The following is a 12655-nucleotide window of genomic DNA, read 5'->3' as shown; positions in this document are numbered from 1 at the left end:
CCCCCGCCAGGGGAGGTGGCGCCGAAGGCGACGGAGGGGAGGACACGGAGCGGCGGTTTTGCTTGCCTCCCCTCCGTCTGGCAAGAGCCAGCCACCTCCCCTGGCGGGGAGGATCGCAGGACCGGACCTCTAGCTCTTCACCGTCACCGCCACCGTAGCCGTCACCCCGGATCATCCCGCAACCGCAGGTACAGCATCCCCCAACCGGTTTCGGCACCGCAAACGCCCCCCGGTAAACCCCTCCGGCACCAGAGCCGCCTCCGCAAACCCCGCATTCGCCGCCACCGACTCGATCAAGAACAGATCCGTCCCCGCCAGCATGCACGTCTCCGCACACGTCACCCCGGTAACACCCGGCACCCGCACCAGGGTCGTCAACGGCACCCAGTCGCCCGCGACCCCATTCTGCACCAGTCGCCACTTGAGCGGCCCATGCGCCGAAACGCCAAGCGCCTTGCCCGGCTCGACCGTCGCCACCGCGATCCGATCGTTCTGCACGGTCAACCCGCGCCCCGACGAAACACTCGTGGTCGTCTTCCCGTCCGCCGTCGCGATCTCGACGCTATCGCCAGCGGAAAACCGCGTACCCTCGGCGCGCAGCGAAAACGTCAGCCGGGCATCCTGGGAAATGGCCGTATCGCCCGTCAACACGACCGGAAGCCCGGGCGAGGGCGGCGCCACTACGCTCTTGGCGATCAGCGTCGCCTTTGGCCGCGCGACCGCGACGACGAACTTCACCGACCGCTTCCGTCCATCCGTCAACGTGACGAGCGCCGTCTTCGCCTGACCCGCCGCAAACGCTGGCGCCGTATCCGCGACCAACCCCAGCCGATCCACCTTGTCGGCCCGCACGACCTCGCCCGGCTTGAACGCCACGCCGTCCACCGTCATCGACGCGACCAGATCCAGCCTGGTCCCCGCGAGCGTCCCCGCAGCATCGCCCGCATACAGCGTCAGGCCATCGATCCGCCCCGCCTCGGCGAGCGCGGTCAGCGCGATCTTGTCCGGCGCCTCGACGCCATATTGCTTCACCAGCAGCGACAGTTTCCCCGGCGCGGTCTTTGCCAGCGGCAGGGTCAGCCCGATCCGATCCCCGTCGTCGTCCAGGCGAGTGGCACCTGACCCGCATCGCTCACCAGCGTCACCGCCTCGACGCAACTCGGCGTCGGCCCCGCCAGCGCCACCGCATTGTCGCGGCCTACGACCAGGCTCTCGGGATCGGTATCGACCATCGTCCATCCGCCGGCGCGCGGCACCTGCAACCGAAACCGCGGCCCGTCGAACGGCGTGAACCCCCAGCGGCCATGCAACGTCGCATCGGTCACGCTGCCAAGCCCAGCGGTCCGCATCCCGACCTGATCGAGCACATAGCCGCCGCGCTCGGCATCCGCCTGCACCGGCAGCTCGACCACGCCACCCTGCGGCGTCGTCACGCGCAAGCTCATGTCGTGCGCGAACTTCGTCGCATAGATTAGCGGCGCCCCCTCGACCGGCAGCACCAGATCGGGCCGCGCCGCACAGACGAGTCGGTCCGCCTCCGCCCGCCGCATCGTCGGAGTCTGCGGCGCGCCCGTCTCGATCACCGGCATCGCGACCACCATCACCGATTTCGGGCTCGCAAACGACGGCGCCGCATTCAGCAACAGCGCCAGCCGATCGTCATGCGCCCGCGCCAGCGCCGGAATATACCGGAACTGCGTCGACTGGAACGCGCCGAAGATCTTCGCAAGATCGCGCACCACGCCGATATACGGGCTGTAATACCCAAGCCCGCCCTCCGGCGTCGCGCTCAACTGCAACGCCAGATCGGTCGGCGCACCGACCAGCGTATCCGCCAGCGTCGAGCTCTGCCCATCCGCCAGCACCAGCGAATCGCGGCTTTGCGTCAGGCAGGAGGCTTGCAGGTCCGCCGCCAGATCGAGGCACTCCGCCTTCAGCTTGATCGCCAGACTGCGCGACAGCAACGGCGACACCGCCTCGATCCGCTCGGGCCGCGTCCGCTCCAGCGCATGGATCCCGTCGAGAAACGCATCGAGCCGCGCGCGATCGAGCGACGCCTGGTCGAGATCCTGCACCGCCCGCACGAACGCTCCCGGCTGCTTGCGCACCGCCGACACGACCGCATCGAACCCGCCGCTCTCCGGCACCAGGAACACGACAAGTTGCCGCGCCCCTCCGGCACCTTCAACGCGAGCGCGTTCTTCTTCTCTTTCCACGTCTCGGCCTTGAAGAACCACGATTTCGGCGGCGGCTCGGTCGCACCGCGCAGGAATGCCGCGACCAGCAGATAGCGTGCGCCATCGTCCTTCTTGCCGGTTGGCAGATCCGCCGCGATCGACACGCGGTCGCCGGTCGCGAGCTTGGGCACCCGCGCGATCGGCAGCGTCGTCGTCCCATGCGTGACGGCGACGCGCAGGGTCGGCCCGGTCAAGTCGAACGGCGCAGGATCGGCCTGCGCAGCCACGGGCATGAGGGCCGCGGCCAGCGCGCAGAACGGAAGAAATCGAAGCATCATCACGGGCGATCTCATCGTCGGAAGCATCCCCGATGGCCTGTACCGGTGTCGAGAATAGGGCAACCCCGCGGCACCTTCGATCCTTCCCCCCGCCAGAGGGGGTGGCTGGTCGATCCTCCCCGCCAGGGGGAGGTGGCTGGCCCTTGCCAGACGGAGGGGGAGCACGCGAAACCGCAGCTCTGTGTCCGCTCCTCCGGTCGCTCACAGCGCGCCCAAAGCAACCGCATCGACTAACGCCACACCGCCCCCGATCCGCCACCCCCACCACAACCCCACCCACGTCTCACCGCTACCCAGGTGCGCCTCGTCGCATCGCGGGTTGCCGTAGGGCCGTGTTCAGCCTCCCCCGCACACAACGACGCGACGACCGCGCGCAGGGGATTTTCGACGATGACGACCGACCGCGGGGCGCTGGCCGCCCTGCTCGCCACCATGACGATGCTCGCGTCGGCAAGCCCGGCGCTGGCGCAGACCGAGCAGACCGCGCCCGTTCGCGGACTGGAAGAGCTGGCGAACCCGCGCCGCAGACCAACGCGACCGTCCCGATCCCCGACGCGCCGAAGATAGTCCTGCCCACCGAGACGCCGACACCGCAGCGCACGCCGAGCCCGCGCCCTACGGATAAGCCTGCTACCGAAAAGACCAATGCGGCAAAGACCGAACGTCCCGCCGCGCGCAACGAACCGGAAGCGCGGACCCGCAACGCCACGGACGCTGCACGGTCGTCGACCTCGGCCGAGTCTGCCCGGGTAGCCGAGCCTGCCCCGGTAGCGACACCTGCACCCGAGCCAACGGTGGCCCCGCCGCCGACGGAGGCACCGGTTACCGATGCAGCCCCGCAGCCCGCGCCGCAAACCGTACCCGATGCGACGCCCGCGCCGACCTCGCAACCGACGATCACCGCGCCGGAGACGGGCAGGGCGATGCCGCTCTGGCTCTCGCTCGCCGTCATCGTCGTGGTGCTCGCCGCACTGTGGGTGCTCCGCCGCAACCTCGCGGCCGTCGTCAGGACCAAATGGAGCTCGAAGCCGTCGCCGAGCCAACACCGGAGCTCGCGGCACCCGAACCCGTTGCGCGTCCTGCCGCCACCGCCGCCACCACCCCAGTGGAGGCAAAGCGACGCCGGCTGCACCTGCCGTCGCACCAGTCCCCACGACCGCGATCGCCGCGCCGGAAATTCCTCGAACCCCGCGCGAAAACGCCCCCGCCGCCGCCGGCGGCCCCCGAGCCCGCGTCACCTGCGATCTCCGCCCCTTGCGCGCCGGCCTCAACCTTCTCAGCGCCACGGTCGAGTGCGAACTCGTCGTCACCAACACCGGCGCCGCGCCAGCCGAGGCGATCCGTACCGGTATCGCCCTCCTTACCGCGCACGCAGGTCAGGACACCGATCTCGCCCGGTTCAATGCCGCCCCGATCGGTCGTCCGGCCACGCCGCCTCGCGCTGGCACCCGGCGAATCGCGCACCATCCGCACCGTCGTGGCGATCGCCCGCGACGCGATCCAGACGATGACCGCCGCCAACCGCCCGATGTTCGTCCCCGTCGTCGCCACCAACATCCTCTACGCCACCGCCGGCGACGACGCCCAGACGGCGCGTGCCTGGGTCGTCGGCATCGAACGCGTCGACTCCGCCAAGCTCGCCCCGTTCTGGCTCGACGCGCCCGCGCGCATGTTCACGACCGTTGCCGCTCGCCCCACGGTGCAGAGTTCGAACGCTGAGGGCACCGGACAGCAGAAACCGCATGCTTGACGTTTATCGATAAACGATACATATCGTTTTTCGATAAACGGAGGGTGGCATGCTGGATCGATTTCTAGGCATCGCAAGCGGACTTGTACGGTTTGCGCACTGGTTGAACTGGGTGGTCGCTATCGGTTTCGTGATCGCGATCATCTTGTCGTTCGTGTTCGGCGACGCGCTCACAACCCAGATTTCCACCAAATATCACGGCCAGCACGTCGCCGAGACGATCGCGTACCTGCGCATCGTTGCGGTGATAACCATCGCTGTCTGCGCTGCCGTCTACCAGCTTTTCAGTCGCCTGCTGGCGATCGTCGAGACCGTGCGCGCTGGGGATCCGTTCGTCGTCGCCAATGCCGACCGGCTTCAGCGGATCGGTTGGGCGTTGTGCGCCTATCAAATGCTGGACCTCGTCTTCGGCGCAATCGTGCTGATGCTCGACCGCATTGGCGTCGAACATGCGACGTGGGTTCCCGGTTTCACCGGATGGATTGGCGTGGTGATGATCTTCGTGCTCGCCCGCGTGTTCCGGCTCGGCGCGGCGATGCGCGACGATCTGGCGATGACCGTCTGATGCCCGTCATCGTCACGCTCGACGCCGTGCTCGCCGCGCGCGGCATGACGCTGACCGAGCTGTCGCAGACCGTCGACATCACGATGGCGAACCTGTCGATCCTGAAGACCGGCAAGGCGAAAGCGATCCGTTTCTCGACGCTGGAGGCGCTCTGCCGCGTGCTCGACTGCCAGCCGGGCGAGATACTGAGTTTTACGCAAGAGGGGGAAGAGGCATGACATTCTGGCAAGCATTCAAGGCCACATACAGCGGGAGCGTGGCGGTTCTCATCGCATGCCCGTTGCTCGCGCTGGTCCCGGTCGTATTCGAACTGCTCCAGCACGCGGTCGAGGTGCATATCGGCATGTACGACAGCATCGCCACGGCCAAGGCGACCGAGCATCATCCGCTGCGCATGGCCTTCGGTATGCTCAAGGTCGCGGCGCTGACCATACCCTTCTACTGGGTCACCCGTTTTCAGCCCGATCGTGACGCCACATTCGCCGCGAGGCCCGATCCGAAGGCGATCCGGCTCTTCGCTGTCTATTGCATGTTTCAGCTCGGACTGGCCGCCCTGCAACTCTTTGGCCTCCCCCAAACGGGCGCGGTCCTGGCAGTGAGCTTCGTCGTCGGCATGATCGTCGGCAATCTGCTGCTCGCCTGGGGCGTGGCCGCCGCGCTCGGCAACGCCACCGTCGGCCCGCGGCGGTCGATCGCGATCATGGCGCGCCATGTGCCGTGGACCTTCGCCTTTTCGATTGCGGTGATCCTGCCGTTAATGATCCCGCATTATGCCGCGGCTGCACTCGCGATCGCTGGCCCCAAAGTTCTGCTGTGGCCGGTTCTGATCGCCGATTCGCTGCTCGTCGGCTGGCTGACCGCAGCCATGGCGGCCGGTGGATATTACGCGGCAGTGCGTGCCGCGTCGAAGGCTGGGGTGGATCTGATGCCGGGTAACGTCCGCCGGGCTGATCTGTCTGATGGGATGATCGCAGCCGCACACTGACGGGGCGGGGAGGGCGGCCTTACCCGCCCGATTTCTCGGATACGAAAAAGGGCGACCCCATTGCTGGGGCCGCCCTTTTTCTTAGCTGCGGCCAGCAGGGGCAAAGCCCCTGCTTCGTCGGTCGGCATGAATGCCGCCGACCGGCCTTGCTGGAATGCGATTTAGCCTTGGCTAAATCGTCTTTCCAGCTGCGGCTTACTTAACCTCAACCGTAGCGCCGGCTGCTTCGAGCTGCGCCTTGATCTTGGCGGCCTCGTCCTTCGACACGCCTTCCTTGACGGCCTTGGGAGCCGACTCGACCAGCGTCTTGGCTTCGGTCAGGCCGAGCGCGGTGATCGCACGGACTTCCTTGATGACGTTGATCTTCTTGCCACCGTCGCCGGTCAGGATGACGTCGAATTCGGTCTGCTCTTCTGCTGCAGGAGCAGCGGCGCCGCCGCCTGCTGCCGGTGCTGCGACCGCTGCTGCGGCCGAAACGCCCCACTTCTCTTCGAGCAGCTTCGAAAGCTCAGCTGCTTCGAGAACGGTCAGTTCGCTCAGGCTCTCAACGAGCGCGTTCAGGTCTGCCATGATAAATCTCCATCTCGGGGCTCGTGCCCCATCAGTTCAAAAAAGGTAACGAAAGGCCTGCAAGATCAGGCGGCTTCCTTCTCCGCGTAGGCGGAAAGCACGCGCGCGAGCTGCGCTGCCGGAGCCTGCGTGATCGTTGCCAGCTTCGTGGCAGGTGCCACGATGAGGCCAACGATCTTGGCACGCAGTTCGTCCAGCGAGGGCAGCGTTGCGAGCGCCTTCACACCGTCGACGTCGAGGGTCGTCGCGCCCATCGCCCCACCCACGATTTCGAACTTGTCGTTCGTCTTCGCGAATTCCACGACCACCTTGGCGGCCGCGACGGGATCGATGGAGCTGGCCAGACCGACCGGACCCGTGAGCATGTCGCCCAGCGAGCTGTAGTCGGTGCCGTCCATTGCGATCTTGGCAAGCTTGTTCTTCGAGACCTTGTAGGTCGCGCCGGCGTCGCGCATCTTGTTCCGCAGCACAGTGGACTGTGCGACGGTCAGGCCGAGGTTGCGCGTGACAACGACGACGCCGACCTCGGAAAAGGTGCGGTTCAGCTCGGCTACGGCCGCGGTCTTTTGATCACGATCCATGCCATTCTCCACGTTTTACGAGTTCACCGCTTGCGCAGTGATCTCGGTTACTAACCGGAGGCGCAGACAAACCCGCGCTTCCGGGGTGTCTCGTCGATGGGGCATGGGAGAGGGGCGGCGCGCAGATGGGCCGACAAAATCTCATTCCCCGTCTAGGTGGGAGATTAAGCACCGGCAAACCCTGTGCACCCACTGTCTCGGACGGAGTTCGACGAGCAAGCCCGCCGAACGAAGGTGCGCCTTAGCGGAATTGGCGGGGAGTCAAGTTTGTGTGTTCGGGGTGGGGCTCGTGTTCGTTGGCGCGTGTGATCTCGAACACGCGCGCGCTTCCTTGTTCTCCCGCGAAGGCGGAGCCCAGTCTGGATCCCGCCTTCGCGGGAAACAAGCCTCGGAGCCGTTCGGGCGGATCACGCACTCTCGTCATCCTGACGAAAGTCAGGACCCAGAGCCACATGGGGCACCATCCGTAACTCTGGATCCTGACTTTCGTCAGGATGGCGTGAGGGAGGGGGCGTCGAACGACCGGTTTGCTCCACACGCAAAAAGGGCCGGGATCGCTCCGGCCCTTTCTATCTCCAGCGGCAGGACGGGAGTAAATCCGTCCTCGTCGGTCGCGGTTGCCCGCGCCGGCCGGGCGCTCGCCGTCTCGTGGCTAGCTTTCGCTAGCCGCGTGCGGCTACGCGCCTGCAGCCTCAGCCGTATCGACCTTGATACCTGCACCCATGGTCGACGAGATCGCGACCTTCTGGACGTACTGCGCCCTTGGCGCCGGTCGGCTTGGCCTTGACCACCGCGTCGACCAATGCGTCGAAGTTCGCGCGCAGGTCTTCCGCCGGGAACGACGCCTTGCCGATGCCCGAATGGATGATGCCGGCCTTCTCGACGCGGTATTCGATCTGGCCGCCCTTGGCCGCCTGAACCGCGGCGGCGACGTTCATCGTCACCGTGCCGAGCTTCGGGTTCGGCATCAGGCCCGCGGGACCCAGCACCTTACCGAGGCGACCGACGATGCCCATCATGTCCGGGGTCGCGATGCAGCGATCGAAATCGATCGTGCCACCCTGGATGATTTCCATCAGGTCTTCGGCGCCGACGACGTCTGCGCCTGCTGCGAGTGCCTCTTCAGCCTTCGCGCCGCGGGCGAACACGCCGACGCGGACGGTCTTGCCGGTGCCCTTGGGCAGCGTCACCACGCCGCGGACCATCTGGTCTGCGTGACGCGGATCGACGCCCAGGTTCAGCGCGACTTCGATCGTCTCGTCGAACTTCGACGTGGCGCCCGACCGTGCGGAGACCGATGGCCTCGTCGATGCCGTGCAGCTTGACGAGGTCGACCGTGACGGCCTTCTGCTTCTTGCTCAGCTTAGCCATGATCTCAGCCCTCCACCACTTCGAGGCCCATTGCGCGGGCGCTGCCTTCGATGATCTTCGTCGCAGCGTCGATATCGTTGGCGTTGAGGTCCTTCATCTTCGTCGTGGCGATCTCGCTCAGCTGGCTGCGCTTGATCTTGCCGGCGACGACCTTGCCCGGCTCCTTCGAACCCGACTTGAGACCGGCGGCCTCCTTGATCAGGTACGAGGCAGGCGGGGTCTTGGTCTCGAACGAGAACGAGCGATCCGCATAGACCGTGATGACGGTCGGGATCGGCATGCCCTTCTTCAGTTCGCTCGTGCCGGCGTTGAACGCCTTGCAGAACTCCACTGATGTTCACGCCGCGCTGACCCAGCGCAGGCCCGATCGGCGGCGCGGGCTTTGCCTCGCCTGCAGGCACCTGCAGCTTGATGTATCCGGTAATCTTTTTAGCCATGTCACTCTCTTATATTGGGCTTTGAGCGCAACAGCGCCTCGCCCGGTGAGCCTAGCGGTGATGGCGGCTACCGTGTCGGCAACCTCCGCAATTCCAACAATCAAGGTGGAAGTCGGCGCGCATACCCGAAAACCCGCAAAGCGGCAACACCCGCTGCCCCTTCTTCTCCGCGCCCTTTTCCTCCGCGTCTCCGCGCCTCCGCGCCTCCGCGCGAACCCCGAATCTTCTTCTCCTCCAACTTCTCTTCGCGCCCTCGCGCCTTCGCGTGAACAATCCCTTCCTAACGACTCCCATCGTCCGCCTACTTGTTCTCCCGCGAAGGCGGGAGCCCAGCCTCAATCCCGCCTCCACGGGGAAACATTCTCAGCCCCACCGAACCCAGCACAACCCCCTTGCAATGGTAGGATATCGAGGCAGACCCACTAGCGATGGCGCGCCCGTTCACCCCCGACCAGTTCACCCGCCGCCGAGGCCGCCCAGAACGCCGTCTTCCTCGCCGCCCTCCGCCGCACCGGCAACGCCCGCGAAGCCGCCAGCACGCTAGGCTATAACCGCTCCACCTTCACCAAGCGCCGCGCCGCCCACCCCGCCTTCGCCGCAAAATGGGACGCCGCCCTCGCCTTCGCCTCCGCCGCTCTCAAAGATCCTCCCCGGAACGGAGGGAGACCGCCGACCAGGAGGTCGGGGGTGGAGGGGCTCGCCCCAACCGCGACGCACCGACACCACGCCCACCACGACAAGAACTGCTAACGGCCGCCTCCAACTCCGCCGCCCGCCCGCCAACCGCCTGGGTCACGCCGCCGAGCAAGCCTTCCTCACCGCGCTATCCGCCACCGCCAACATCCGCCTCTCGGCCGCCGCCGCCGGTTTCAGCCACTCCGCCTTCTACGCCCGCCGCCAAGCCAGCCCCGCCTTCGCCCGCGAGATGCGCCTCGCGCTGGAGGCCGGCTACGAACAGGTCGAGTCCGCGCTGCTCGCCGGATCGCTGCCCAGCGCGCACGACCATGACGAATGGCGCCACAACGATCCCCCGCCGATCCCGCCGATGACCGCGAACCAGGCGCTGCAACTCCTCCACCTCCACGCCAAGACGGTCCACCTCCAGGAGGAGCCGCCCCACATCAAACGCCGCCGCGGCGAATCGAACGAAGCCCACAGCTACCGCCTGTCGGCAATGTACGAAGCCCGCCAAGCCCGCGACCGCGAAGCCTTCGACCTCGCCGAAGCCGCCCGCAACGAACGCGGCGAACCGACGCTGACCAACCCGTATCCGGCGCCGAGGGCGGTACACCTGCCGGCGCTCGATCAGGTCACCGGCTGGAGCAAGGCCGACCCGACGAAGACCTCGCACGACCCCGATGTTGCGCTGTTCGGCGGGTGGCGGTTGAAAGGGCGGAAATAGCATTTTCAGTTTAGGGCTTATGTGGAATGACCAATTTCCGGCGGCAGTTCGCATTAGCGAACTATTGGTCATGTGCTTGCGCGCCAAATAACAGCCCAGAAGATCAGGACATACATATCACGGAACTTGTCAAATCAAACGCATGTCATTGAGTAGGTCCACACGATCAGCAACAAGGTTGAAGTCGCCTGCCAACGCGCGAACTGCCTGAAAGCGGAGTGGATTGATGCACGCTGGGCAACGTTCCTTGATCTTACCACCAACTGAGTCGAGCTAAGACTAAAAAGGCTCGATAGCTGTCACAAAGCTGTCCATTACACGCTTGTCGCCTGCATCCCTGAAAAAGACATCAAGCTTATTTCCGTCAACTCCGTTACAGTTCCGTCGCCAAACTTGTGATGATGCACGGCGTCGCCCGCACCGAAGGAAGAGGGGCGGTCTGCATCATCGGCTAGAGCAATATCAACGAGTAGTTCGTCGAAGTCTTCTTGATCGACTACCTGCTCTGCGTCTGCGCCGGGCAAGTCTTGTTCTGGCGCCTCGGTGTCATACTCATTGTCTGGCAGGTTAAAGTTTTTGACGAGCAGAGCGTGGTAATTTTCATACCACGTTGGCATCTTGGCCAACGTTTGGCCGACGTCGCCTTTGATGAACGGTCGGAAGGTAAAGCTGGCATACTCCTTATAGAACGCGTCGCAATACTCCCTGATATCCTCACGGTTTACAATAGTTTGCGCTCGCAGCTTATCTTCTTTGACTGCGAGCGAGTGACTGCCACTCATGTTGATCCAGAAAACTGGGTAAGACGCGCCACCGATCACCCCTTTAGGGTGTGCGATCCATCGTAGTTCAAGTCGATTCTGCTGACTTCTCCGTCGAAGCTCGTCATCGAGATAAGGTATGCAACGTCGACACTCACCACCATTTTACGGCTCGATGAAAAACCCGTCAGGCGGAAGCCAGTGTCAATTGAGGGACCAATATAGTCCACCGATAGACCAGTACTGTCTTTGTCCGTGTAGATCGAGTTGAGGAGGTTGCCGCTGGCTTGGTAATAGTTCTCAACGCGCTCACTTGCGGCACTCGGATATCTGCCGATTACTACTTCTCGATTGCGGTAAGGAAATCCTGCTACCCAAGCGGTACATTTAACATCAAGGGATGAGCTCTCCCCTTAAGGAAGGTTCGCATTCGGTCGACAGCTTGGAACCAACACGTGAGCGTAGTAGCGATCTGGCGGTGGTCGCCCAGTTCCTTTACAAATAAAACTTCGTCGCCGATCGACTTCCAAAACTCAGGCTCATTCCCGTATAGCTCTACTGGAAGCTCGCTCTTCGCTTTGCGATCTGCCCATTGCTGAAGAAATGCCTGAGCGGCTTCGAAGTAGAAAACCTTGGATGGCCGAAAACCAAACCGGACCGCTTTTCCAGTCGTCCTCAGACCCCCTGGGCGGCCGCGAGTCTGTTTTAGTGATGTTGAACCCACAATGTCCGCGCTGAGAAACAAGCGCAAACGGAGCTCGAGAAACGGCGGACATACCGGAACCGTCAACTAATTAGCCCCAATCCCTTGGCGCGAACTTCAGCCGCAGCGGTAGAAACGAGGAAGTTATCGGCGACCGATCTAATGTCACCGCCCTTCTCGGCATACACCGAACGGAACGAAGCTTCGGGCATTAGGAATGCCGCAGCGAACCAATTTGCCTCCCACTCAATGCGTTCTGATCCACGGCGGAAAGCGACAACCCGATCTGGGAGGGCCGGGTTCTTTTCTTAGCCCAGAGATAGTGAAGCACATAATGGCCAAGTTCGTGTGCAACCGTAAACCGATCGCGTTCCGGGCTGGTGTGCGAAGGGACTACAATCCTAAATTTGGATGGGCCTTCGACGTATAGACTGCCGGTGTGTTCCGGGTCAGTAAGTAGCGTGTCTTCAATCTGGACAACTCCACCCATCCTCTCGATGAGAGCATGAATGTCATCGCCTGCCGTGAAGCTGAGTTGCTGGGCAATCGACTCGGCAAATTTATGCACTTGAGGTTTCGACAGGCGAGATTCGACAGCCGGCGAATATGTCATTTTGTCCCCGTCAAGTTACATAGCGCGCTAACACAACGACACGCGCTGTGCAACACGTATGTTCCCTGCTTGTTCCAGGCAAGTACGTAGAGCGTTGCGTTTCGCTATCGCTCGCCAGCAACTGCTCGACCGCTTCTGGTGAGCCTGCCTAAGCGTGTCGCTCAAACCGTTAGGTATAATCGCCCCGTTTGATCGGCCTTGGCTGAGCAATGAACAGGCGACCGGTTCCGGATATGCTGGAGGCTCGGCTGGATGGCCAACACTGGGCGTTTCTATCAAAAGCGCTTGCTTCGCTTGCCCCTTCATAACGCCAAAGCCGAGTGCCCAGGGTCCTGTGGTCGGCGGAACAGTGAGTAGTTTTGAGGCAAGTGGTTCTGCATGCTGGGTGTCGTCAAAATCCAA

General features: G+C 63.9%; 13 protein-coding genes and 2 pseudogenes. 6 read left to right on the top strand and 9 right to left on the bottom strand.

Translation table 11 applies throughout. From position 1 onward, the window contains the following. Positions 1-171: 171 nt before the first annotated feature. Positions 172-1032 (bottom strand): hypothetical protein, encoded by an 861-nt coding sequence (locus tag AC0IX7_RS10420; RefSeq protein ID WP_471811762.1) that lies wholly within the window; start codon positions 1030-1032, stop codon positions 172-174. A gap of 44 nt (positions 1033-1076) precedes the next feature. After that, positions 1077-2084, bottom strand: coding sequence for a hypothetical protein (locus AC0IX7_RS10415; protein ID WP_471811761.1), 1008 nt, complete (start codon positions 2082-2084; stop codon positions 1077-1079). Positions 2085-2905: 821 nt separating this feature from the next. On the opposite strand from AC0IX7_RS10415, the gene AC0IX7_RS10410 reads away from it, so the two are divergent. The 5 genes from AC0IX7_RS10410 to AC0IX7_RS10390 all read left to right on the top strand — a co-directional run bounded on the left by AC0IX7_RS10410 (position 2906) and on the right by AC0IX7_RS10390 (position 5815). Beyond that, complete coding sequence (locus tag AC0IX7_RS10410) at positions 2906-3082, top strand: hypothetical protein (RefSeq protein WP_471811759.1); 177 nt, start codon at positions 2906-2908, stop codon at positions 3080-3082. 835 nt (positions 3083-3917) lie between these two features. Beyond that, positions 3918-4265 carry a hypothetical protein gene (locus AC0IX7_RS10405; RefSeq protein WP_471811757.1) on the top strand — a complete coding sequence of 116 codons (348 nt, stop codon included), beginning with the start codon at positions 3918-3920 and terminating at the stop codon, positions 4263-4265. Between the two features lie 154 nt (positions 4266-4419). Then, the gene (locus tag AC0IX7_RS10400; protein ID WP_471811755.1) at positions 4420-4830 is read left to right on the top strand and encodes a DUF2975 domain-containing protein; all 411 of its coding nucleotides are present in this window, start codon (positions 4420-4422) and stop codon (positions 4828-4830) included. Next, positions 4830-5048: a helix-turn-helix domain-containing protein gene (locus AC0IX7_RS10395; RefSeq protein ID WP_332746574.1), complete on the top strand. Its 219-nt coding sequence runs from the start codon at positions 4830-4832 to the stop codon at positions 5046-5048. The genes AC0IX7_RS10400 and AC0IX7_RS10395 overlap by 1 nt, the downstream gene beginning before the upstream one ends. 125 nt (positions 5049-5173) lie before the next feature. Next, entirely contained in the window at positions 5174-5815 is a 642-nt protein-coding gene (locus AC0IX7_RS10390) for a hypothetical protein (protein ID WP_471811753.1), read from the top strand. A gap of 195 nt (positions 5816-6010) precedes the next feature. Here the strand turns inward: AC0IX7_RS10390 and rplL are convergent, their stop codons facing one another. From rplL to rplK, 4 genes and pseudogenes are all read right to left on the bottom strand, one after another. Continuing rightward, positions 6011-6385 (bottom strand): 50S ribosomal protein L7/L12, encoded by a 375-nt coding sequence (gene rplL, locus AC0IX7_RS10385; RefSeq protein ID WP_056047577.1) that lies wholly within the window; start codon positions 6383-6385, stop codon positions 6011-6013. 65 nt (positions 6386-6450) lie between these two features. Next, positions 6451-6966: a 50S ribosomal protein L10 gene (rplJ, locus tag AC0IX7_RS10380; RefSeq protein WP_055879768.1), complete on the bottom strand. Its 516-nt coding sequence runs from the start codon at positions 6964-6966 to the stop codon at positions 6451-6453. A 676-nt stretch (positions 6967-7642) separates the two neighbouring features. Next, positions 7643-8337, bottom strand: a pseudogene (rplA, locus tag AC0IX7_RS10375) (50S ribosomal protein L1). Positions 8338-8341: 4 nt separating this feature from the next. Further along, a pseudogene (gene rplK / locus AC0IX7_RS10370) lies at positions 8342-8774 on the bottom strand (50S ribosomal protein L11). Between the two features lie 925 nt (positions 8775-9699). Here rplK and AC0IX7_RS10365 point away from each other — a divergent pair. Next, on the top strand, positions 9700-10176 hold the full coding sequence (locus AC0IX7_RS10365; RefSeq protein WP_471811751.1) for a hypothetical protein: 477 nt from the start codon (positions 9700-9702) through the stop codon (positions 10174-10176). Between the two features lie 314 nt (positions 10177-10490). Here AC0IX7_RS10365 and AC0IX7_RS10360 read toward each other — a convergent pair whose 3' ends face one another. The 3 genes from AC0IX7_RS10360 to AC0IX7_RS10350 form a co-directional block, all read right to left on the bottom strand. Continuing rightward, positions 10491-10997 carry a hypothetical protein gene (locus tag AC0IX7_RS10360; protein WP_471811749.1) on the bottom strand — a complete coding sequence of 169 codons (507 nt, stop codon included), beginning with the start codon at positions 10995-10997 and terminating at the stop codon, positions 10491-10493. 726 nt (positions 10998-11723) lie between these two features. Beyond that, a complete protein-coding gene (locus AC0IX7_RS10355; RefSeq protein ID WP_471811747.1) occupies positions 11724-11852 on the bottom strand; it encodes a hypothetical protein in 129 nt (42 codons plus the stop codon). Continuing rightward, on the bottom strand, positions 11852-12253 hold the full coding sequence (locus AC0IX7_RS10350; RefSeq protein ID WP_471811745.1) for an ImmA/IrrE family metallo-endopeptidase: 402 nt from the start codon (positions 12251-12253) through the stop codon (positions 11852-11854). Before AC0IX7_RS10350 ends, AC0IX7_RS10355 begins: the two co-directional genes overlap by 1 nt. Between the last annotated feature and the right edge of the window lie 402 nt (positions 12254-12655).

This window comes from Sphingomonas sp. AC411 (assembly GCF_979253035.1).
This window is presented reverse-complemented; position numbering and strand designations above follow the sequence as displayed.